Source organism: Agrilactobacillus fermenti, assembly GCF_021030645.1.
Lineage (GTDB): Bacteria > Bacillota > Bacilli > Lactobacillales > Lactobacillaceae > Agrilactobacillus > Agrilactobacillus fermenti.
The window spans coordinates 1-22,285 of the sequence record NZ_JACGCJ010000013.1 but is presented as its reverse complement, the minus strand read 5'-3'; the positions used below and the strand labels follow the sequence as shown (position 1 = coordinate 22,285).

The window sequence follows — 22,285 nt, the reverse complement described above, 5'->3', positions numbered from 1 at the left end:
AATTGAGGTGAAAATATGGCCAAACGTTTACCCCAGGATCCTAAGAAAGTACAAGCGATTTTGAAGGCCGCTTTACATGAATTTGCGGTTCATGGTTTTGATCGAGCCAGTACGGATCAAATTGCTGCTGAGGCCGGGGTTTCTAAGGGATTGATCTTTCGATATTTCAGTCATAAAAAGAATCTATATATTCAAACAGTCAATCAGGCATTGACAACAATGGTTCAAGTTGCTGATTTTGATGTCTGGCGTGACGCACCTGATTTGGTGCATATGATCATCCAAGCCACGCAATATAAGCTTGAATTAGCCCAACAATATCCTGATGAATTTACTTTGTTACTAGCTGTTTATCGACAAGATAACCAGATCCCAGTAGAATTACGGCAGCAGGTTTTTGACATCTTTGACCAATGGGCAAAAGCTAATGTCAACAATCTAGTAGATCCGGTCATTAAGCGGCTAAATTTGCGGCCTGAATTAGATCCAGCTGATGTTAAGACGTTTTTGCAGCTCTTCATCAATCAGATCAGCCAGATCACCCAAGAATATATGCAGGCACATCCCCAGGTTAAAACGCTGGCGGATATGTCAGAGCTTATTCAACGAATTGAAAGCTATATGGACATGATGGAACATGGTATCATCGCCCACTGACTGTTCCCACGGTACTTTGTGCCAGTAATTAAAAAAGCAGCACCTTAATTATTGGAAATATGTTAAATATTTTTAATCTGCCTTGACCTAACTGAACAAGCGTTCGTATAATAGGAACTATCAGTTTAGGGAGGGCGTGTATCTATGAATCGTTTTAAAAAAATAGATCTCTTGGAAGAAAATCGTATTTTCTTGACTAAAGAGATCTTTTTGTATGTGCAAGCATCGGGGCTATTGCGGTTATATCGGCGAATCGATCACGAAAGCCATCTATTGACTTCACTAAATTATCGGGCGCACGCAGAGGGCTTTGCGCAGTTTATTTTTAATGCAGCGCCAAGTTTAACTTTTGAAGAAGTACATACATTAGCACAACACTTGAACCGTTATTATTTTCGGGCATAAAAAAAGGCCCAGCAGGCAGTGAAATGAATCATAATCCGTTCACATGTGAGGCCTCAAAGCCGAATGCTTTTGGGTGATTGACAGTTACTAAAATACACATAAGCAAATAAGCAAATTCAAATTGAAACTACTTTAATTTGAGTGATTGTATTTATAAAGCCTGCTGGGCGAAGTGGAATCAGAAGTACTTTTTAGTAGGCTAGCCACCTTGATTCCATCTAAAATATAACAGCGAACCACAAGAACAGCAAGAAAAATGTTTTAATAGCATTATTAGGTTTCTTTAAGTTTTTATAAAAATACTTAAATTCTTTTCCGTTACGGCTATAATTATAAGTAATAATTAAACGTTAAACAAATTTGGAGGACAATTGTGAAAAAAAATCGTAAACTTCAACGGGTGCTCATTTCAGCATTGATTTTATTAAGTGCAACTTTCGGTGGTTTTTTTGCGAATAATCATCATGCTAAGGCAGCTACTCAGATCGGTGTGGTTGACAATCCGATGGGCGATGGATCGGTCTATGTTTATGATGCCCCAAATGGCAAAGTGATCAGTGGCCGGACGTTACCTAATAAATCTGAGTGGCAAGTGGGACAACGGGTATCTGTTTCAGGCAGTGGCGTATGGTATGAAATTGGTCAAAATGTTTGGATCAATGATTATGTTTTGAAAGTCAAGGACGCACCAACAACACCAAGTCAAAATCAGAATCATACAACAACACCAACTACCAATAATGGGATTGTTACAGCTGGTGATAACGCTGTTGTTTATAATGCTATCAATGGTTCTGCGACGGGACAAACGTTGCCTGCTGGCAGTCAATGGCGTTATGGCAGTCAACAACAAACCGCAGATGGTTCGACTTGGTATGAAGTCGGTGCTAGCCAGTGGTTGAAAGTTCCGAGTACCAATACACCTGAAACACCTAACATGAATCCTTCAGATCAAACCGGTATTTCAGCTTCAGGGATTGTAAAGATTAGTTTTACCGGTGCCAATTTACGCACCGCTCCAAATGGTCAGATCGTTAGCTTTTTGAATCCCGATACGCGCTGGAAAGTATTGGCTGCACAACGGGTCAATGGTACTTTATGGTATGAGCTCGGCGAGAATCAATGGATCAGTTCTACAACCGTTGTGACAGATCTGAACCAAGCCAATCCCGATGTTGTGACCGTGAATGAGAATAACATTTCAGCGACACTAACTTTAACATCTAATGCGAATATTTATAATGGTCCTGCCCAATTAGGCGGCACATCGATTGGCCGTTCATTATTAAATGGGACTGCTTGGCATGTCAGCCGTTTAACGACCGTGAATGGAACCAGTTGGGCTGAAGTTGGGCCTAACCAATGGTTGAATGCACATAATGGTCAATTATCCTATTAAAGGTTACAATTAAAGGGTAATCTTAATTTAGGAGGCCATTTGATGAAGGTATTTGTAATCGGAGCCCACGGTAAAGTGGGACAGTTGTTATTACCAAAGCTACAACAGGCTGGCTATGAGGTGTTTGCGGGTATTCGTGATGAAACTCAAGCCCAGACAATCAAATCATTGGGTGCGACACCTGTTCATGTGGACCTGTTAGCTGATGTGTCAGCTTTAGCACAGACATTGCAAGGCATGGATGCTGTTGTTTTTACCGCTGGATCTGGTGGCAGTACCGGCGATGACATGACTTTATTGATTGATTTAGATGGTGCAGTTAAAGCGATGGAAGCCGCAAAGACAGCTGGCAGCCGTCGATTTGTCATTGTCAGTTCAGCAGCTAGCAACCACCGAGCAACTTGGGGCGATGTCATTCGACCATATATGGCAGCCAAGTATTACGCTGACCGGGTATTGAAGACTTCTGGGTTAAATTATACGATCGTTCGTCCAGGTATTTTGACAGATGATAATGAAACCAAACGGTATTTTGTAGGGCCAAGAACTTTAACGGCTGAACATAATACGATTGCCCGCGCTGATGTCGCTAATTTTATCGTGACTGCACTTGGAACACCAAGTACGATTCGGCAGGAATATGATATTTTCAATGGCAGTGAACCACTAGTAAATGTTTTAAATTAAAATTGTTCACAAACTAAAAGAGTCTAAAAACAAAACGGATGCTTTGTTTTTAGACTCTTTTTTATGGTAGGTGTTGTAATGTGGTTATCCCAAAGTAATGGCTTCTAAGAATTGTTTGATTCGACCCGATGGTGCTGCGAAAAATGCTTTGGCAGCACCATCATATAGTACTTCACCATCTTCAAAGAAGACGATTCGATCAGCGACCAAACGGGCAAAATCCATGTTATGGGTGACCACGATCATTGCTTGGTGTTGCGCCGCTAAATCTTTTAAGACTCGGAGTACTTGAGTTTCTAGTTCGGGATCTAGGGCACTAGTTGGTTCATCTAACAAAATATACTCTGGATCCATAGCTAAAGCTCGACAAATAGAGATACGCTGTTGTTGACCACCAGAAAGTTGATTGGGGTACCGTTTACCAGTATCTGGCAGCCCCACCAGTTTAAGTAGTTCTTGGGCACGTTGTTCGCTTTTAGCCTTGGACTGATGCAAAACAACGCGCGGGCCCTCCGTGATATTCTCTAAAACGGTTAGATGTGGAAATAAGTTCCAATTCTGAAAAACCATACCTGACTTACGGCGTACAGCAAACTTAACTTTATTCGTTAATGGTTTGCTGAAATCCACGTCTAAGTCATCAAATTTTAAATGGCCTGTTTCAGGATGCTCTAACAGATTGATTGCGCGCAATAGAGTAGATTTACCCGAACCGGATGGGCCAATGATGACTGTAGTTTGATTCTCCGGAAAATCAAGGGAGACATCTTTTAAGGCATGGTGCTGTTGGAAACGTTTGTCTACATGTTCTAATCGGATCAATTCATCACACCTTCTTTGGAGACATACTTGGAGGTCCGTTTTTCAAGATAATGCTGCAGCCAAGTCAATACCGAACAAATGATAGCATAAAGAACAGCAACGATGGAATACATCAATAACGGTTGGTAGTTTTTGGCCGTAATTTGCTGGCTAACGGTGAACATTTCCAAAATGGTAATTGAACTTGCCAACGATGTATCTTTTACGAGGCCAATAAAAGAATTGGAAAGGGGCGGGATCGCAATGCGCATGGCTTGTGGAAAGATAATTTTTCGTAAAACTTGCGTACTGGTCATGCCTAATGTATAGGCTGCTTCCCATTGGTCTTTCGGCACAGAATTGATCGAGGCACGAATTGTTTCTGAAGCATAGGCCCCCGTGTTTAGAGAGAATGTAATAATGGCCGCAAGAAAGGCAGGTAGTTGAACCCCTGCATTGGGTAAGCCAAAGAAGATAATAAATAGTTGAACCAACAACGGGGTCGACCGGAATAACCAAACATAGAAAGAAAAAATTGCCTGTAAGATCTGCCACCAGAAAGCCGCAAAGTTCGACTGTGGTTTAGGGATCAGTTTAACCACCGCAGTGAGAATGGCTAATAGTAAGCCAAACACAAAGGAAATAATGGCTAAAGGAATGGTGTATTCTGCGCCAGCTTTGATCAAATCTGGCAGTGACGTCATAATCGTATGTAACACCAAAATCGCCTCCAATGAACTAATTTAAGTTGCTTTAATTGCTTTGTTTCAAAAGACAGCGACCATACTTAATCTGCCATACTTGAATGAATCCTTTAATTCAAGTTTTCAGATTAGCGTTTGGTCGCTGAATGTTTGCTATCAAATATTTAGAATAAATATAATGAACTCATTATTTGGTAATATCAGCCCCAAAGTACTTAACAGATAACTTCTTCAAAGTACCATCTTCACGCAATTGTTTCAATGCTGTATTGACTTTCTTTTGCAAAGTCTTCGACTGCTTATTGTACATGATTGAAACTTTAGCGGCTGGGATCTTATCTTCTGGAACTAATTGATGTTTCAAGCCTTTTGATCCGTTTTCTTTGCTGTAAGCCAAGAATGCTTCACGAGAGTTCAAGGTTGCTTCAGCGCGGCCTTGACGCACGAGGGCTAAAGAGTTCTCAAAAGCATTAGAAGGGACGATCTTAGCCCCATATTTTTGGGCATTCGTTTCATTCTCTGTGCCAGTTCCCACGGCAACTTTTCGATTCTTCAAGTCATTGACCGATTTAATGGTAGTGTTATCCGACTTAGTGATTAAGAAAGTCCGTGAATAAATATATGGCGTGGAGAAAATATATTGTTTTTGGCGTGCCGGTGTCACAGTAATGTTGTTCAAAACGGCATCAAACTTTTTACTGCCTAAACCAGCGATCAATGAGTCCCATTTGGTAGGCACAAATTTAGCTTTCAGATCAAGCTTTTTAGCGACTGCCTTACCTAGATCTACTTCAAAACCGGTCAGTTTGCCGTTGTCACGATAGGAGTATGGTGCAAAAGTACCTTCTAAACCAATGGTCAATTCACCTTTAGTTTTTAATTCAGAGCTGACACTGTCGGTTTTACCGCCAGCTTGCTGATTGCCACAAGCACCTAAGATCAAGGCTAGCCCCAAACTTGCTGTCAGTAAACCCAGTACTTTGGAAAATTTCTTCATATTATATAGTCACCCTTAAAAAGTTATTTAATTCAGAAATACAGACATGTTAAAAATTACCATTTTACTAACTTATTGTCAATATAAAGCCAGGGGAACAAAGCTTTAAGATTGGGCATTAAGTGTGTTTTGCACGTCTGCTGGCAACTGCTATAAGTTAAGGTATTTGAACAGTTTGAGCGGGAACGTCTTTAGGCGTGATCGTGATCGTAAGTGGATCATTACTATTTGTCAATTTAAACAAAAGGGTGATGGGAATCGTGGCTCCAACTGTATTTTGAAATTGTGGTAGTTGATTCGTATTCGTATCATCGTTTTGAACATTGTCTAGGCTTTGTCCATTTTGCGATACAGCTACGCTTGAAATGAGGCTGTTAAATGTTGGTGCTTGTTGATTGGCCTTATTGACCCAATTAAGAATGACTTTGACTTGCCCATTATCGACCTGTGTTTCTACAGTAGTGATTGTCGTACTATCAAATTCAAAATTGATTGTTTTGGTCGCTGCCAAGGGACTGTGTCCGTTATCGGCGGATTTATCTTGACTTGCAGCCTGCTGATCATCTGGTGCGGGCGCACTATTGCTCGATTGTGCAGCCGAGTCACTGCCAGTATTAGGCATTGTAGCGCTATTACTTGAACTGGAATCCACCCGATTACTGGACCGGCTTGCCGATTTATTGAAATATTCAAGATAGGCGCGGCTTGGCACAACAGCCGCTTGTTTACTTTGCGTCGTGCCGACAAAACTCCGGGCAGTCACTTGGATCGTTTGCGTCTGTGGCGTGTCTAACTTATATTTGAAATGAAATTTACCATGTTTATTGACAGTTGTTTGTTTTTGATTATCTACATAAATGGTTGCAGCGGCTGCACCTTTACCAGTCACGGTAGCAACACCATGTTTGTTTGTTAAAAATTGGGTTCGATCTAATTGTAAAGTGGTTTGCGGGGTATTTGTTGCCGTAGTTTCCTGGCTGCTGGTCTTTAATGTGGTCATCAGTGAAAAAAGCACGCCAAAAAGAAGCAGGCCAAGCAAACACCAAACCCAGACGTGCTTGAAAAAACGCTTTTTAGGTCGCTTTGGTTTGATTTGGCGGCGATCACCCCGACTGGTTGCTGCTATTGGCGCTGTTTTTTTTGCTTTGGTTTGTCGTGACCGATTATTTGATCGTTGCTGTCGCTTCATATTAAGACCCCAATAAGTATTTACTGACTTAAAGTATATCATGATTCCATTGATCTGTATGGGTATTCGCCCTGAGCAATATAAAATAGTCACAAATTGGGAATTTAATTTATACATCTTACTAATATTCAAATAAATATATAATTATTATCCGAAATTGGTGCCGTTGTTTTAGCTAGCTTCGATATAATAGAATTGAATAATATTTAAAAGAGCTGTAAATTAGTTTGATAGTCTTTTAAAAATAAATAATTTTAGATTTAAATCACAAACAAAAATTGGAACAAACCAAAACGTATTTCTAAAAAGTGGGTTTTTAGTTTTTCATTCTAGGGGGAGACCATTATCATGGATTCAACACGGCGTAATGATAACCATGCACCGTTGGTATTATTATTAGCTTTTTTGGGTATTTTTGTGATGCCTTTTGCACAGTCAAATGTACGCGCGTTTGCGGCTAGTGATCAGCCAACGACAACAACAGTTAAGAATAACACAAAAAAAGCAGCGACTAGTGCTTATCCGGCATGGGTGTATCAGGCTATCGTGGGGACGCCATATTCCGCCCAACAATTCGTTAATTTACCAAGCGCCAAACAAGTATGGTTCTTAAAGACACTGCATCCCGAAATCAATCCTAATGTGGTTTCACAAACAGCCCTAAGTCCAGCACTAGCCAATACGATTCCGACACAAAACGCCAACCAATCACTGACTACTAGTGGTTTCACGAACTTCACGACTATGGCTGCGGCAGCGACGACACCAGCACAAAGTTACATTGATGAGGTACCAGAAGGAACTGACACAGGGACAGCGGCGGCTACTTTTGCGTCCACAGCAACTAGTGGGATAGCTACTGCTGAGCTTAATCCTGGTGGGATTGATCCAGCAACACTGACTAGTAGCGATTTCAAATTAGATTCGGCAAGTGAGTTATCGAGTAATGACGTGACTTTAGACTATGATGCTAGTGGCAAAGCTGTGACCCTATCAGTCAAGAAAATGTCTGTATTAGATTATAATGGTAAAAAAGTGATTTATAATGTTACCAAAAATGGTCAATCGTTAAAAATCACCTTTAATTTGTGGCGGCCAGATATTAATCGCGTTCATGCTAATATAGAAACTCAAAAGAAAAATCAAATTGCTTTGCAATATGCTTATGGTTATATCTATACACCTAATAGTACTGATATAAATGGTGATCCAACGCCTAATACTACTGAAACTCATAAAATGCCAGAATTCGCTTATAATATGGATATCCCTAATGTCAATATTGTTATCGGTGGCAAAACAAGAATTGTCTCTACCTTTGGGGATAGTGGTGAACCACCACTAGATGATTACGACGAGTATCAGACTACTTCGGGTTTATTGATTGGTAATAAAAATGGGGAAGCAGATATCAGTTCGTTACAATCAAGTGGAAGTGTTGGTGGTGGGTATCTAACCGCGGGGTTTGATGATGTCAAGCATATTCACATGTGGCCGGATACTGATGATAATGATACGATTTATTTGAGTTACGATGGCTACATCACAGACCCTAATAAATTGAGCAGTTATAATATGCCTACTGATGAGCCTATTATCTTACATGTTGAGAATACAATTAAACCTACGGATGATCAGCAGCAGATGGCGATGAGTGAGGTTGTAACAAATCCAAAAACAATTTATGGTAATCAAACGAATACAAAGGATCTTTCGAACTTGTATTTTACCCGTGAGTACGATACAGCTTTAGGACATCCCAATAATGACGATGGTTCCCCCGATGATGGTGTTCCCATTCGTTATTCTGGCATAGGTACGTCAGGACCACGAAATGGTAAAATTGAGGGTTTGGTGATTCGCCCTTCAGATTTAACAAATAGTGATTATAAGTATCAAGTGGCTTTTAATTTTAATAGTGATTTCGCGCCTGATGGGTGGATGGGCACTACTTTTACGACATATCCCACGGGCGGAAGTATGCAGAATGGGGCAGCTGTGCAGCCAAATGCTTTTATGGTATCTGAAGATGGCACTGGGATATTTTACAAAAAACATCCAGACACTGGATCACAGGTATGGTCAATTTTTAATAAAGCAGATGATGTCGGTATGGCAAACACCGATCCTGATAAGGCAAACACAATTGCTTTTGGCAGCAAGACAAAAAATAATGCCTATGACACCTCAATTTTGATGAAATGGTCGCCGAATTATGTGGGGGACTTTAAACCAGGGAAAAATGTTGTGATGGGCTTTAATGCAGATTTGGGTACAGCATTAGCTCCCGGATTAGAGGCAGATAAGAGTTATTTGCGCATGGATAACACCCGTAATGAGGTGCCAGTAAGTTTGCAAGATTTAGATAGTACTAATGTATCCGTGCGCTATACGATTGATACGCCATTGGACTCGAAACATATTACAGGGGATGATTCTGATGGCTCTAAGAAATTATTATCAGCAACTGGTGTGTCAAGTGACTATACCCCGTATACTGGTAAAATTACGGATACCTCTGATCTTCAAAAGCTACAGACACCACAAGAGGGCGGGCATACGCTCTACCTCTATGCGGTGGATGATACAGGTTACGTTTCACGGATAAGAACCATTACAGTAAATAAGCCAATTTATTTCAACCTTCAAGCAACGGTTCAGGCAACTGATACAAGTGATAAATTAATTCCGGACACAAAAGTGCAGCAGTATTATGCTTTTGCAGGTGATTCATATAATTATATTGATGGTACTAAGAATTTATTTGACCCGGCGACCACTGATTGGACTTACGCAACGGCTGGTAATGCACCAGACACGTTAACAGTAGATGACCATAATTATAAAAAGACGGGGACGCCAAGTAATGCCTCCGGGTCGTTAACTCCAACACAGACTGATGGTGTAACGGCTAATAAGCCAATTACAATTAATTATCACTATATAGATCAAGGTTATTTGAAATTAACAGTACCGAATGTTAATTTTGGTCAGCATAAAATCGGTATGCCAGGGCAATACTATGCTGAAACTCTGGATGACCCTAAAGGTACAAAAGGTGATAATCAAGGACAGTTATCGTTTGAAAACACCACACCGAATAAGAACTTAAGTATTTACTTAAAGGCTACAAAGCCACTAACCAATATGCAGACGCACCAAAGTATTCCGGACGGTTTGGCCTTCCAACCAGCTAAGAGTGGTACCACTGCTGAGAGTATTACGGATAATTCCGTTTTGATTTACAAGACCAGTTCTGATACCTCAGCAGTAATATCGGATACTTGGAAAACTAATGGTGTTTATACTGCCGGTCCGGTGCTAACAGTAACAGATAAAAATGACGGTGTGGGTCAAGGTACCTATACGGGGGAACTTGAGTGGACTATGACAACATCTACTAATTAATAATAATTTAAATATCATTGTTAGTGATTAATATTTATTATTATTATTTTAACAAAATCAGAGGTTATCAATTGCTTTTTTTATTGAAGTGGATTAAATTTAATTATATAGGAATAGTTATTACTAATTCCAATAAATTTTAATTATACTGGGAGGAACAAAAATGAAAAGTTTTAAAAAATATAGCTTATTGGCTGTATTAGCTCTAGGTCTTGGTGTTGGTGGTGCGATTAGTATTGGCAGTCCGAGCCAATTAGGTGCAGTTCAATCCTCAACTGCTATGGCTGCCGCAAAACAAATTCAGTATGACTATGCTGCTTTTGATAGTGTCAGTCGCCAAGCATTACCTGCCGATGTTACAAGCGGGTTACCTACTAATATTACTGGTACACCAAGACAAAAGATTGATTTACAAAAGCTACCAGAATTGGTAGGCTATAAGATTGATTCGGTGAATCCAGACGGTTTTCCACTTAAGAGTCAGTTAATTAAGGGGTATTACAAACAGATCACAGCAACTTCTACCATTAATATCAAATATATTGATGCAGCTACTGGTGACCAAATAGGTAAGTTACAGCCTTCAGATGCTTATAAATACAATGAAAGTGGTAAGCTAACGTACAAACTGCCTGAAAAAGCTATTGACGTTAACAAGGTTGAAGTTAAAACCCCAGTTGATGGTTTAGAGTTGGATACTACTAGTGACAAGACTACTTTAGGCGTTGTGAACCATTCTGAAGCTGGAGGCACTGCCGAAGTTGATGTTTATGTAAATATGCCAAAGCAGGCAACTGTAAATATCAATTATTTGGATGAAAAAGGGAATCCGATTGTTGTTAACGATAAACCAATGACAAAAACTATTTCTGATGACACAACTAAAATTGGTAATGCTTTTAGTTATGATGATGTAAATAGTTTTACAAATGATAGTTGGAACTATACACCAGATCATTACACGGTAAATGGCGGCGCCATTCAACAAATAACTGATGGTAAACTTAATATTGATAAGTTGGCTGAAACTAACGATGTCAATGTTTACTTCAAAAAAGATGTTGTTGCAAAATCTGATAAGACGAATGTACCTGGTGTGTATGCTGAAGCTGGTGCTAAAGTTGCGTTAGATGCTAACCACTACACGATTGTTTCAGCTGGCGCTGGTGTTGGTATTTTAGGTGCCACAGCCCATGGTGAGATTTCCTTCTCTGGACCATTTGGTTTGATGCAATGGAAGGTTGGGGCTCAAGTTTATGTTGGTCCTTTAGGTGTTTGGGTCGTTGCTGGTATTACACCAGATAAGAAAGTCGTTGTTACACCATTAAGTGTTGATGCACATGCTTCTGCTGCAGTTGCCGGTGTAGATACCGCCTTATCTGCTGGTGCCACAGCTAATGCCAGTGTCGCTAATGGTTCTGGTGCTTCTGCTGCTGCCGGGATCACAACACCAACGACAACGACACAAAAAGTTGTCAGCACGGGTAACGAAAAGACAGATACCCCAAGTGGGACAGTACCTTCTGTTTCCAAGCAGAACATCATTGGTACTTTAACTGATGCAACAATTAAAGCAGCTAATGGTATTGTGAATGCTGTCAGCGGTGCTATCCATTCTGTACTTGGCTGGATATTCTAGCGGCTTAGATTAAAGTATCAAGCAACATGAATTGGTGATGACTATTTCAAAATGAACAAGAGCGCGACAAAAGAGTGTTGCCTTTTGAAACACGTTTGAACTAAAATTCTTCACAAACAGATAGAGGGCGTTGGTACAAAACACTTGTTTTGTACCAACGCCCTCTTTAACTGCGGTATGAATGACTATTTAATCGTACTGCTAAGACCACTGCGTTTTAATAATGGGTGTAAGGCAATATAGATGATTGGCAGAGCAATCATCATTAAGATACCGGTGATCACATCGGCCGGGAAACTAACAAAAGCTTGTTGTAATGCCCGTGAAAGACTGAGGCCAAAATCAACCAGACTTTCCACCACATAGCGGAAGTAGCCAGTGACGGCTTTCGTCAGTCCAGCGGTAATGCCGATAGTAATGATAGCTGGGACCATGGCAACGTGGCGTAAAGCCCGTGCCAAAAGACTAACGACCGCGACCAAAACGACAACTTCCAAGACGGTCAGATAAGCGTGGTTGGCATAGCCTTGGGTGATGTCAAAGAGACCCAAACCAATGACACCAGCTAACGTGCCATATTTCCAGCCTAATAATAATCCGCCTAGCGCAACAAAAGTAAAGCCGAGATCCACAAAGGGGTGCCCGACTGGCGCGGGGATGCGAAATTGAAATAAAGCCATAATGTAACTAAAGGCCGCAAATAAAGCGGTTTGAACGATCAATTTTAACTGGGTACCTTGATGGGACATAATTTCACCTTCTCAATGATTTAATACATTATAGAATGATGAGAGACAAATTACAATGGCAAGGTGCTTTTGAAACCGTTATCACTTATTGATTCTAAGTCAGATAGATAACATAACGGCGATTATGATGTTTATTGTGATTTTATACACGATTAATGCTTTATTAGATTGAGTTTCTCAAGACTTTTAAGTTGTCGTCTATGTTATTTTTTGTTAATATGTAACAAGAAAGCGTTAACAAAAATTTATTGGGGGTCTTCTTATGACAGAATTAAATTACGAAACACGGTTAACTGATTTGAATAAGATGCAAACTGAAGACTTAGATCTATTAGTAATTGGCGGTGGCATTACCGGAGCTGGCATTGCTTTAGATGCCCAGACACGTGGCTTAAAGACAGGACTTGTAGAGATGCGTGACTTTGCCTCCGGAACTTCCAGCCGGTCAACCAAGCTGGTGCATGGCGGCTTACGTTATCTAAAACAATTCGCGATTCATGAAGTCGCTGAAGTGGGTACGGAACGGGCAATTGTCTATGAGAATGCACCACATGTGACGACGCCCTTAAAAATGATGTTACCTTTTTATGCCGGTGGGACTTTTGGCAGCTTTACCACCGCAATCGGCTTGGATGTCTATGATCGTTTGGCTCATGTACGCAAGAGTGAACGCAAATTTATGTTGAATAAAGAGGCTTCTCTTGCTCGCGAACCTTATTTGAAGGCTGCTGGTCTCAAGGGAACAGGGGTCTATGTTGAATATCGCACCGATGATGCCCGTTTGGTCATGGAAACGATCAAGAAAGGCCATGAAGAAGGCGTCTATTTAGCTAATTATGTTCGAGTTACGGGTTTGACTTATGACGCTAATGGACAAGTGAACGGTGCTGAATTTGTGGATCAAATCACGGGTGAGACAGGCACCATTCACGCCAAACGGGTGATCAATTCAGCTGGACCGTGGGTGGATGAGATTCGAAAGATGGATGGCTCTGATACTGGTAAACATCTACATTTAACCAAGGGTGTCCATTTAGTCGTTGACCATGATAAGTTTCCGGTTACCAACGCAGTCTACTTTGATACGCCGTTCGGAGACAAACGCATGATGTTTGTCATTCCTCGGGAAGGGAAGACTTACTTTGGCACCACGGATACTACTTATGAGGCTGATCCAAAAGAACCCAATGTCACAGCTGAAGATGTGCGTTATATCGTTGATGCAGTGAATGGCATGTTTGATATTGACCCACTGACACCAGACGATATTGAGTCAGCTTGGTCTGGTGTCCGGCCATTGATCCAAGAGGAAGGGAAAGATCCTTCTGAGATTTCACGTAAAGATGAAATTTTCCATTCTGATTCTGGTTTGTATTCTATTGCTGGCGGCAAATTAACTGGTTATCGTAAGATGGCAGAGAAAATTGTCAACCGGGTGTTAAAAGACATCGTAGCGACGTATCCAGGGTATACCTATACTGGTACTAAGACCGAGCATTTACCATTATCCGGCGGTGATCCTAAGGGAAGCGATGGCTTCAAGGTATTCATTTATGGTGCGGTTGAACGTGGTGAAGCAAAAGGTCTGTCTAAGGCACAAGCTGAAAAGCTAGTGCATCGTTATGGAGATAACGTGGATGCCGTGTATCGTTATTTGGATAAGGCCCAAGCAGCTGAAACAGACCTAGCCCCAGTGGATTATGCCCAGTTGCATTACGGCTTAGATGAAGAGCTGGTTATGCATCCAATCGATTATTTGTTACGGCGCAGCAGTCAAATGCTCTTTGATTTTCAACATATGCTGGCTGTAAAAGACGCCGTGGTTGCTGAAATGGCACGGTATTTTGGCTGGGACGAGGCAACTAAAGCAAAGATGGCCCAGGAAGTTGACGATCAGATTGCCATTCGGCAACAGTTTAAAGAGAAGACTACAATTTAATTGACAAAGTATATTTAAATTATAGTGTTCGTCTGGTTTGTTTATATAATTAACAATTTGAATAAAAGTGTAAAAAGATGCATTTTGACAATTTTTGGCGTTGAAAAGCGTTAAAATTGAAACTTTTTCTATTAAAATAGGCGTGACAATGGGACGCTTATTTTTTTAGTCATTTTTAATTTGAAATCAGTTAACCCAAATGAAACAAAAAATAACAAGTTAATTGTTGACAGCGGTTTCAAATTTGCTATACTTATCTCATAAGTTAAGCGTGTTACTGATTCGATCAGGCATAACCTACTTATATCTCATGAAAGTAAGAGCTGCATAAGCTATACTTAAATTAAAGGGATATAGTAGGTTTTTTATTTGCTGGGAGTGGTTTGAGTGTTTCGAATTGTTCAGAGTTTTAATAATAACGCTGCTCTAGTTGAAGATGATCAACACGCAAAATGGATCGTCATTGGAAAAGGCATTGGCTTTGGCTTGAAGAAAGGTGATGTTGTTAATCAGCAGGCAATTCAAAATTGTTATCGCGCAGTGGATCAGGAAGACTTTGAAGTCATGCGTACCATTGATCCCAAGGTCGTTAAGCTGACTAATGAAATTTTGACATTTATCAGTAAGCAGCTGCACCAAGAAGTCACTGGAAATGACTATGCTAGCTTAGCGGATCACTTAGCCTTTGCTTTGCAGCGGGCAAAGGAAAAAATTGACTTTGATGATACGTCAACTCGGTGGGAAGTAGCTCAGCTTTACCCAAAAGAATTCAAGCTGGCTCAGGAACTTTTACCTCGAATTGAGCATGCTTTTCAAGTCAGGCTGCCTAAAAGTGAAGCCGTGTTTCTGACATATCATTTTGTGAATACAGAAGATGCCAGTTCACTGCAAGATACGATTTATTTGACGAAACTGATTCAAAAGCTAATCAATATCGTGCAGTTTCGATATAAAGTCCAATTAGATCCAAAATCATTTAATTATAGTCGTTTTGTGACCCACTTAAGATTGTTTTTGATTCGTCATATGAAAGGCACCCAAGAGCATGTTCATCCGTTAGACGAGGCTTTTGTGACATTAACAAGGACAAAGTATCAACGTGCTTTCGAAGTGGCTGAGAGTATGGTCCATTATTTACAGTCAGAGACGCAATGGCAGATCAGTGATTCGGAGAAAGTTTATCTCGCCTTACATTTGATGCGTTTGATACAAGATAAGCAACAGCAATAAATTAGCGCTTAGGTCGCGTGTTACTGGGTCAACCAGGCATTAGCTCAACTAAGCTTTGAAGAAGTAATGACATTTTTTGGTCATTTCTTTTTGAAAGCTTAGTTGGGCTTTTATTTTGAATAAAATTCAAGGAGGTTTTACAGATGAAAAGCTACGATGAATTAGCCAAGGAAATTGTCAAAGGTGTCGGTGGTGAAGACAATGTGAATAGTTTGATTCACTGCGTCACGCGTCTGCGGTTCCGCCTAAAGGATGAAAGCAAAGCACAAAAAGAACAATTAGAGCATCTTGATGGCGTTGTCAGCGTCGTCCAAAGTGGTGGGCAATACCAAGTGGTGATCGGCAATGAAGTTGCTGATGTGTATGATGCCGTTTTACAGAACAGTCATATCAACCAAAACGACGCTAAAGCGGCAGATGACCGTAACAATGGTGAAAAGCAAACGATTTTAAATCGCTTCATTGATCTGATTTCTGGTATTTTCTCGCCCTTATTAGGTTATTTGGCTGCTACTGGGATGCTGAAAGGGTTCCTAGCCTTATTTCTCCAGTTCGGTTGGTTAGCTGAAAAATCTGGGACTTACCAAGTACTTTATGCGATTTCTGATAGTTTCTTTTACTTCTTACCAGTTATGTTGGGTTACAGTGCCGCTAAGAAGTTCAAAGTTAGTGAATTTCTTGGCTTGACGATGGGGGCCATCATGGTTTATCCATCAATTGTCGCCATGGCACCAACCAATATGGGTAAGATCAAACCACTATTTACCTTATTTGCAGGGACACCATTTGCTTCACCGGTGCATGACACTTTCTTAGGCATTCCGATGATCATGATGAGCTATACTTCATCGGTCATTCCGATTATTGTCGGGGTGTGGTTTGCTTCATTGATCGAGAAACGGCTGCAAAAAATTATTCCGACCGTGGTTAAGGCATTCTTAGTCCCATTATTCACTTTAGTGATAGCGGTTCCAATTATGTTTCTAGTCATTGGCCCGGTCACAACTTGGGTGGCACAAGGGTTAGGCTTTGGCATCAGCAGCTTGGTTAAATTAAGTCCAATCGTAGCAGGGATCGTTTTAGGATCGCTCTGGCAGGTTATGGTCATGTTCGGACTCCATTGGGGCTTGATTCCAGTAGCTATCAATAATATCGCCCAAAATGGTTTTGACCCGATTTTGGCATTGACCTTTGCGGCTTCTTGGGCACAAATTGGGGCTGTATTGGCAGTTGTTTTACGTACCAAAGATAAAAAGACCAAAGGTTTAGGCATCTCTGCCTTTATCTCGGGTATCTTTGGTGTCACAGAACCGGCTATTTACGGGATCACCTTGCCAAGAAAGAAACCATTCGTCGTTAGTTTGATCGGTGCTGGTATCGGCGGTGCTTTAATTGGCCTCTTCGGCACGGTTGCTTACAATATGGGGGGCTTAGGCGTCTTTGCAACTTTGACGTTCTTCAAACCTGGACAAACCATCGGTATGCCATTTTATGGGGCAATTATCAGTGCTTTGATTGCTTTCGCCATCAGTTTTGCGGCGACATTATTTGTTGCCAAAGATGCTAAGACCGAAGCAAAAGTAGCTGCCAAACAAGACACGGCCTTAGCTGCAGCTGAACCAGAATTAGAAGGTGCTAATGTGCAAATGATCAATGGCACCAAAGCACCAGCTACCGTCACAAAACCAGAAATCGAGTTTAATACACCCGAAGTATTATTAAGCCCACTATCGGGTCGGGTCATGAAATTAGAAGACGTTAAAGATCCGGTATTTTCTTCTGGTGCCATGGGTAAAGGCGTTGCCATTGAACCAACAGAAGGCAAGCTTTATGCCCCCGTTGCCGGTACAGTCAGTCTATTGTTCCCAACTGGTCATGCGATTGGCATCAATAGTGATCAAGGGGCTGAAATATTATTGCATATTGGGATGGATACCGTTTCGTTAGATGGCAAAGGCTTTACACCAAAAGTGAAACAAGGCGATCGCGTTGAAGCTGGTCAATTATTATTGGAATTTGATATGGCTACCATCAAAGCGGCTGGTTTAGAAACGACCACACCGATCATTATTACCAATAGCAATCAATATCATGACGTCAAACCAGTGGTTGTGAATCAAGCAGTCACTGCTAAAACCGATATTTTGACATTAGATTAAGGAGTGAAAGTTCAATGACAAATTTTCCAAAAGACTTTTTATGGGGCGGCGCTGTAGCTGCTAATCAATGTGAAGGTGCTTATCAAGTAGATAGCAAAGGTTTATCTTTGGTGGATATTTTACCTGATGCCAAACAAGGGCGGTGGGATGCCCTGATGCATCCGAAAGCAGCAGCTCAAAAAACTTATGATTTCTATCCCAGCCATGAGTCGATCGATTTTTATCACACTTATGAACAAGACTTAGAAATGATGGCCGAGATGGGCTTTAAAGTTTTCCGGACCTCGATCAGCTGGCCGCGAATTTTCCCTAATGGCGATGATGCTCAGCCCAATGAAGCCGGCTTAGCTTTTTATGACAAGTTATTTCAAAAGTGCCGTGATTTAGGGATGGAGCCATTGGTAACGATCAATCATTTTGACACACCGCTGGCTTTAATGGAAAAATATAATGGTTGGGCCGATCGCCGTTTGATCGATTTATATTTGCGCTATTGTGATGTGATTTTGCACCGCTATCATAAGCTCGTGAAGTATTGGCTGACATTTAATGAAATCAACATGATTTTGCACATTCCGTTTTTAGGCGGTGGTATGGACGTCAGTGATCTGTCCGCAAAAGAGGCATTACAAACCAAATATCAAGCGGCACACCATCAATTAGTTGCCTCAGCCAAAGCAGTTAAAATGGCCCACGAAATTGATTCTGATATTAAAATGGGCTGTATGCTGGCGGCAGGTGAAGTTTATCCAAATACACCAGCACCGGCCGATGTTCTGGCTGCACTTCAAGCTAATCGGGAAGGCTATTTCTTCATTGATGTGCAGGCTCGGGGCTATTATCCTAACTATGCTAAAGCTTTCTTTAAAGCCAATGACCTGCATATTGAAATGACCGATGCTGATTTGGCTGCTTTAAAAGAAACCGTTGACTTTGTTTCCTTTAGTTATTATGCTTCACGATTGGTCAGTGCAGATCCTGAAGTCGCTGCTGAAAAGGGCGAAGCCAATGTCTTTAATAGTCTGAAGAATCCCTATCTGCCAACTTCTAGTTGGGGCTGGCAAACCGATGGTGTCGGCTTGCGTATCACCATGAATAACGTTTGGGATCGCTATCAAAAACCACTATTTGTCGTTGAAAATGGGCTTGGTGAAAAAGATGAATTAACGGCAGATCATAAGGTTCATGATGCTTACCGGATTGCCTATTTGAAAGAAAACATTGATCAAATGGGTCAAGCTATTGCTGACGGCGTCGTTTGCTGGGGGTATACATCTTGGGGCTGTATTGACCTCGTCTCAGCTAGTACAGGTGAGACGGCCAAGCGTTACGGCTACATCTATGTGGACCGCGATAATAATGGTCAGGGGACTAATGCCCGCTATCGTAAAGATTCCTTCTATTGGTATAAAGATGTGATTGCCAATAATGGCGTGACTGAACCAATTAAAGCTTGACGAATAATAAACGAACGTGTAATCTCTTAGTTATTAATTAAATAATCGATCGTTAATTTCACATTGAAGTAGCGTGTTATCTGGGTGTCAGAAAGTCGGTGGTTGCTGCGAACCGATCAGGATAATATTAGCCAAATACGGTGAATCGATTTGCTGCGGCAAACGGAGACCATTAGAACCGTTAACATCTAGTGAGTGGAAATAACTGACTTAGATTCGTGAGCTTAGTCGACGTTATTTCAAGCTGGGTGGTACCACGGTTTGTCCTGATCGTCCCTATGGCAATCTTTTGAGATTGTTGTAGGGGCGATTTTTTTGTTTCACATTTAAAATTTAATGGTTCGTAAACAAATAGGAGGCTTTCTAATGGCAAACAAAACGCGACAAGTTCATTTCAGCGAGGCATTGATCATATTGATCGTAATGATCGGTATTTTGGGGACAGCAGTCATTAAATTTGGGGTATCCCCACAAACACCAGTGATGTTAGTGATCGCCCTCTTGATCTTATGGGCTAAATTTCGGCGTTACAGCTGGGATCAGGTCCATAATGGGGTGATCAACGGCATTAAAACCGGCATCATTCCCATTGTGATTTTTATTCTAATTGGGGCGTTAATTGCCAGTTGGATTGCAGCTGGTATCATTCCTTCCATGATGGTAGTGGGCTTTCACTTAATCTCCGACCAGTGGTTCGTGCCATCTGTTTTCTTAGTCTGTGCCGTCATCGGCTCTTCAATTGGGAGTGCCTTTACGATTATTTCTACCGTGGGTATTGCATTATTTGGCATGGGGACGACTTTAGGCATTAATCCAGCATTAGTAGCTGGTGCCATTATTTCTGGGGCAATCTTTGGTGATAAAACCTCACCTTTATCAGATTCTACCAATTTGGCCTCGGCAGTCGCAGGCTCTGATCTGTTCAAACACATTCGCAACTTGATGTGGAGCACGATTCCAGCTTTTCTGGTGTCTTTGATGATCTACGGCATTATGGGACATACCACTAAAACTATGCCCGCTATGAAGATCAATGCGACGATTGCGACGTTACAAAATCATTTTTGGATCAGTTGGTGGGCAATCGTGCCAATTATTTTAATGGTAATTTGTGCCGTGATGAAGATTCCGGCAATTGCCACATTGTTCCTAAATATTGGGGTCACCATTGTGATGATTTTCGGACATCAACCGAATTTTTCTATCAAGCGGCTGGCAACTTTATTAGAAAGTGGCTTTGTGGCTAAGACCGGCAATGCTAGTGTGGACGCGTTATTATCTCGGGGTGGCATTACGGCCATGATGGGCACTGTTTCGTTGATCATCTTGACTTTAGCCCTAGGCGGCTTGTTAATGGAATTTGGCATTATTCAAAGTGTGATCACGCCGCTGGCACGCCATCTGCATGGACATACGGCTCTAGTTTTAAGCACTTTACTAGCTGGCATCGGCGTCAACATCTTTGTAGGGGAACAATACCTTTCGGTGATTCTACCAGGCAATGCTTTCAAAGAGACTTTCAAAAAGCAAGGTTTAGATTCCTTAGCTTTGAGTCGTGTTTTGGAAGACGGCGGCACCGTGATCAACTACTTAGTGCCTTGGGGGGTTGCTGGCGCATTTGCGGCCAATACTTTAGGTGTTCCCGTGCTACATTTCCTACCATTTTGTTTCTTTAGTTTATTATCACCCGTGTTCTCTTTACTTTCTGCCATGACGGGGATTGGTCTGAAGCGTTTAGGGACACAGGCAAAAGCAACGAATGCTGCCCAGCCCTTAACACTTGAAAATCGCTAAATCATCAATTTCATACTATAATGGTTTGTAAGAGAGTGAGTTGATGATGATGGTAACACGTGGTGCGCTAAAGGCCGAGGCCAAAACAAGATTAAACCATAATTTCCCGTATTTTTTGGTATTATTTAGTCCATTGTTTCTGTTAAGTTTGGTGAGCTGGGTGACGCAAAACCACTTTGTACATCATTTAAGTACGTGGCTGCGGCCAGATCGGATGATGTGGCGCGGGAGTGATAACTTTTATGCTCATGGTATGTATGGCTATAATTACCGACACCTATATGGGTCACAGATGGCGAATAGCCCTTGGGACCATTTCACTTCAGGGGTAAGTTCTTTATTGATGTTAGCAACCTTATTTATGTTGGTGGGGATCATGTTTGTTTTGATTGACATCATCCGCCGCAATCAGTTTCCAGACCAACCTTTAAAGCAGAGTTTTCGGATTTTAATGAATGGCCAGTATTTCATCGGCACCTTATTGATTTATATCCTGCGTAATTTGTTTCTGATTTTATGGTCACTATTATTATTTTTCCCGGCCGTTATTAAGTTTTATAGTTATTCCCAGGCCTATTTTATTTATCGAGATGGGATTGACCGCGGAGAAGATGTGACTTATTTAGAGGCGATCACGCGCAGTCGCCATTTGATGCAAGGTCACAAAGGGGACTTGTTTGTCTTACATTTGAGTTTTATGGGTTGGTTTATTTTAGCTGGTTTGACTTGTGGCTTATTGTTGATATGGTTATGGCCGTATTTTCGGTTAACATTAGCTAATTTTTACGTAAAGTTGACTGCCGAAAAAGAAGATGAAACAAGTACATCAGAGACACCAACGGCTGATCCATCTACTTCAACTGCGGATTAATTGTCTTTTTGGAGCACAGATAAACCTAAATAATTAGAATAAAAAAGAGCTTGAAAGCAAAAGATTAATTTTGTGGAACTACTCCGTGTCAAGTAGACAACTTAAATAATTAAAATGCTTATGCACTTTTCTTAACGGCATGGCACCCATATTCGTTGGGGGTCATGCCGTTAAGTGTTTCTTGGCGACGTTTGTTGTTA

General features: G+C 41.2%; 17 protein-coding genes. 12 read left to right on the top strand and 5 right to left on the bottom strand.

The window, feature by feature from the left end:
* Window positions 1-15 precede the first annotated feature (15 nt).
* The 4 genes from FHQ08_RS06065 (at window position 16) to FHQ08_RS06050 (ending at window position 3,148) form a co-directional block, all read left to right on the top strand.
* The gene (locus FHQ08_RS06065; protein ID WP_230913506.1) at window positions 16-657 is read left to right on the top strand and encodes a TetR/AcrR family transcriptional regulator; all 642 of its coding nucleotides are present in this window, start codon (window positions 16-18) and stop codon (window positions 655-657) included.
* A gap of 144 nt (window positions 658-801) precedes the next feature.
* Window positions 802-1,062 (top strand): hypothetical protein, encoded by a 261-nt coding sequence (locus tag FHQ08_RS06060; protein WP_230913505.1) that lies wholly within the window; start codon window positions 802-804, stop codon window positions 1,060-1,062.
* A gap of 373 nt (window positions 1,063-1,435) precedes the next feature.
* Window positions 1,436-2,461 carry an SLAP domain-containing protein gene (locus FHQ08_RS06055; protein WP_230913504.1) on the top strand — a complete coding sequence of 342 codons (1,026 nt, stop codon included), beginning with the start codon at window positions 1,436-1,438 and terminating at the stop codon, window positions 2,459-2,461.
* 42 nt (window positions 2,462-2,503) lie between these two features.
* Entirely contained in the window at window positions 2,504-3,148 is a 645-nt protein-coding gene (locus FHQ08_RS06050; protein ID WP_230913503.1) for an SDR family oxidoreductase, read from the top strand.
* 84 nt (window positions 3,149-3,232) lie between these two features.
* Here FHQ08_RS06050 and FHQ08_RS06045 read toward each other — a convergent pair whose 3' ends face one another.
* The 4 genes from FHQ08_RS06045 to FHQ08_RS06030 form a co-directional block, all read right to left on the bottom strand.
* Window positions 3,233-3,970, bottom strand: coding sequence for an amino acid ABC transporter ATP-binding protein (locus FHQ08_RS06045; RefSeq protein WP_230913502.1), 738 nt, complete (start codon window positions 3,968-3,970; stop codon window positions 3,233-3,235).
* On the bottom strand, window positions 3,967-4,653 hold the full coding sequence (locus FHQ08_RS06040; protein WP_230913557.1) for an amino acid ABC transporter permease: 687 nt from the start codon (window positions 4,651-4,653) through the stop codon (window positions 3,967-3,969). The genes FHQ08_RS06045 and FHQ08_RS06040 overlap by 4 nt, the downstream gene beginning before the upstream one ends.
* A 187-nt stretch (window positions 4,654-4,840) precedes the next feature.
* Complete coding sequence (locus tag FHQ08_RS06035; RefSeq protein WP_230913501.1) at window positions 4,841-5,650, bottom strand: transporter substrate-binding domain-containing protein; 810 nt, start codon at window positions 5,648-5,650, stop codon at window positions 4,841-4,843.
* Between the two features lie 157 nt (window positions 5,651-5,807).
* A complete protein-coding gene (locus FHQ08_RS06030; RefSeq protein ID WP_230913500.1) occupies window positions 5,808-6,839 on the bottom strand; it encodes a DUF5067 domain-containing protein in 1,032 nt (343 codons plus the stop codon).
* A 348-nt stretch (window positions 6,840-7,187) separates the two neighbouring features.
* Between FHQ08_RS06030 and FHQ08_RS06025 the strand changes: the two genes are divergently transcribed.
* Both FHQ08_RS06025 and FHQ08_RS06020 read left to right on the top strand, forming a co-directional pair.
* Window positions 7,188-10,247 carry a hypothetical protein gene (locus FHQ08_RS06025; protein ID WP_230913499.1) on the top strand — a complete coding sequence of 1,020 codons (3,060 nt, stop codon included), beginning with the start codon at window positions 7,188-7,190 and terminating at the stop codon, window positions 10,245-10,247.
* Between the two features lie 163 nt (window positions 10,248-10,410).
* On the top strand, window positions 10,411-11,886 hold the full coding sequence (locus tag FHQ08_RS06020; RefSeq protein WP_230913498.1) for a hypothetical protein: 1,476 nt from the start codon (window positions 10,411-10,413) through the stop codon (window positions 11,884-11,886).
* A gap of 185 nt (window positions 11,887-12,071) precedes the next feature.
* Here the strand turns inward: FHQ08_RS06020 and FHQ08_RS06015 are convergent, their stop codons facing one another.
* Window positions 12,072-12,635 (bottom strand): ECF transporter S component, encoded by a 564-nt coding sequence (locus tag FHQ08_RS06015; protein WP_230913497.1) that lies wholly within the window; start codon window positions 12,633-12,635, stop codon window positions 12,072-12,074.
* Window positions 12,636-12,897: 262 nt separating this feature from the next.
* Between FHQ08_RS06015 and FHQ08_RS06010 the strand changes: the two genes are divergently transcribed.
* From FHQ08_RS06010 to FHQ08_RS05985, 6 genes are all read left to right on the top strand, one after another.
* Window positions 12,898-14,574: a glycerol-3-phosphate dehydrogenase/oxidase gene (locus tag FHQ08_RS06010; RefSeq protein ID WP_230913496.1), complete on the top strand. Its 1,677-nt coding sequence runs from the start codon at window positions 12,898-12,900 to the stop codon at window positions 14,572-14,574.
* 387 nt (window positions 14,575-14,961) lie between these two features.
* Window positions 14,962-15,804 (top strand): PRD domain-containing protein, encoded by an 843-nt coding sequence (locus tag FHQ08_RS06005; protein ID WP_230913495.1) that lies wholly within the window; start codon window positions 14,962-14,964, stop codon window positions 15,802-15,804.
* Window positions 15,805-15,947: 143 nt separating this feature from the next.
* Window positions 15,948-17,963, top strand: a complete 2,016-nt coding sequence (locus FHQ08_RS06000; protein ID WP_230913494.1) for a beta-glucoside-specific PTS transporter subunit IIABC — start codon at window positions 15,948-15,950, stop codon at window positions 17,961-17,963.
* Window positions 17,964-17,977: 14 nt separating this feature from the next.
* Entirely contained in the window at window positions 17,978-19,420 is a 1,443-nt protein-coding gene (locus FHQ08_RS05995; RefSeq protein ID WP_230913493.1) for a 6-phospho-beta-glucosidase, read from the top strand.
* Window positions 19,421-19,786: 366 nt separating this feature from the next.
* A complete protein-coding gene (nhaC, locus tag FHQ08_RS05990; protein ID WP_230913492.1) occupies window positions 19,787-21,214 on the top strand; it encodes a Na+/H+ antiporter NhaC in 1,428 nt (475 codons plus the stop codon).
* A 46-nt stretch (window positions 21,215-21,260) separates the two neighbouring features.
* Complete coding sequence (locus FHQ08_RS05985) at window positions 21,261-22,085, top strand: DUF975 family protein (RefSeq protein ID WP_230913491.1); 825 nt, start codon at window positions 21,261-21,263, stop codon at window positions 22,083-22,085.
* Window positions 22,086-22,285 lie beyond the last annotated feature (200 nt).

Coding starts and splice junctions, on each gene's coding strand:
- FHQ08_RS06065 (WP_230913506.1), top strand. CDS start 16: ATGGCCAAACGTTTACCCCAGGATCCTAAGAAAGTACAAGCGATTTTG.
- FHQ08_RS06060 (WP_230913505.1), top strand. CDS start 802: ATGAATCGTTTTAAAAAAATAGATCTCTTGGAAGAAAATCGTATTTTC.
- FHQ08_RS06050 (WP_230913503.1), top strand. CDS start 2,504: ATGAAGGTATTTGTAATCGGAGCCCACGGTAAAGTGGGACAGTTGTTA.
- FHQ08_RS06040 (WP_230913557.1), bottom strand. CDS start 4,653: ATGACGTCACTGCCAGATTTGATCAAAGCTGGCGCAGAATACACCATT.
- FHQ08_RS06035 (WP_230913501.1), bottom strand. CDS start 5,650: ATGAAGAAATTTTCCAAAGTACTGGGTTTACTGACAGCAAGTTTGGGG.
- FHQ08_RS06030 (WP_230913500.1), bottom strand. CDS start 6,839: ATGAAGCGACAGCAACGATCAAATAATCGGTCACGACAAACCAAAGCA.
- FHQ08_RS06025 (WP_230913499.1), top strand. CDS start 7,188: ATGGATTCAACACGGCGTAATGATAACCATGCACCGTTGGTATTATTA.
- FHQ08_RS06020 (WP_230913498.1), top strand. CDS start 10,411: ATGAAAAGTTTTAAAAAATATAGCTTATTGGCTGTATTAGCTCTAGGT.
- FHQ08_RS06015 (WP_230913497.1), bottom strand. CDS start 12,635: ATGTCCCATCAAGGTACCCAGTTAAAATTGATCGTTCAAACCGCTTTA.
- FHQ08_RS06010 (WP_230913496.1), top strand. CDS start 12,898: ATGACAGAATTAAATTACGAAACACGGTTAACTGATTTGAATAAGATG.
- FHQ08_RS06000 (WP_230913494.1), top strand. CDS start 15,948: ATGAAAAGCTACGATGAATTAGCCAAGGAAATTGTCAAAGGTGTCGGT.
- FHQ08_RS05995 (WP_230913493.1), top strand. CDS start 17,978: ATGACAAATTTTCCAAAAGACTTTTTATGGGGCGGCGCTGTAGCTGCT.
- nhaC (WP_230913492.1), top strand. CDS start 19,787: ATGGCAAACAAAACGCGACAAGTTCATTTCAGCGAGGCATTGATCATA.
- FHQ08_RS05985 (WP_230913491.1), top strand. CDS start 21,261: ATGATGGTAACACGTGGTGCGCTAAAGGCCGAGGCCAAAACAAGATTA.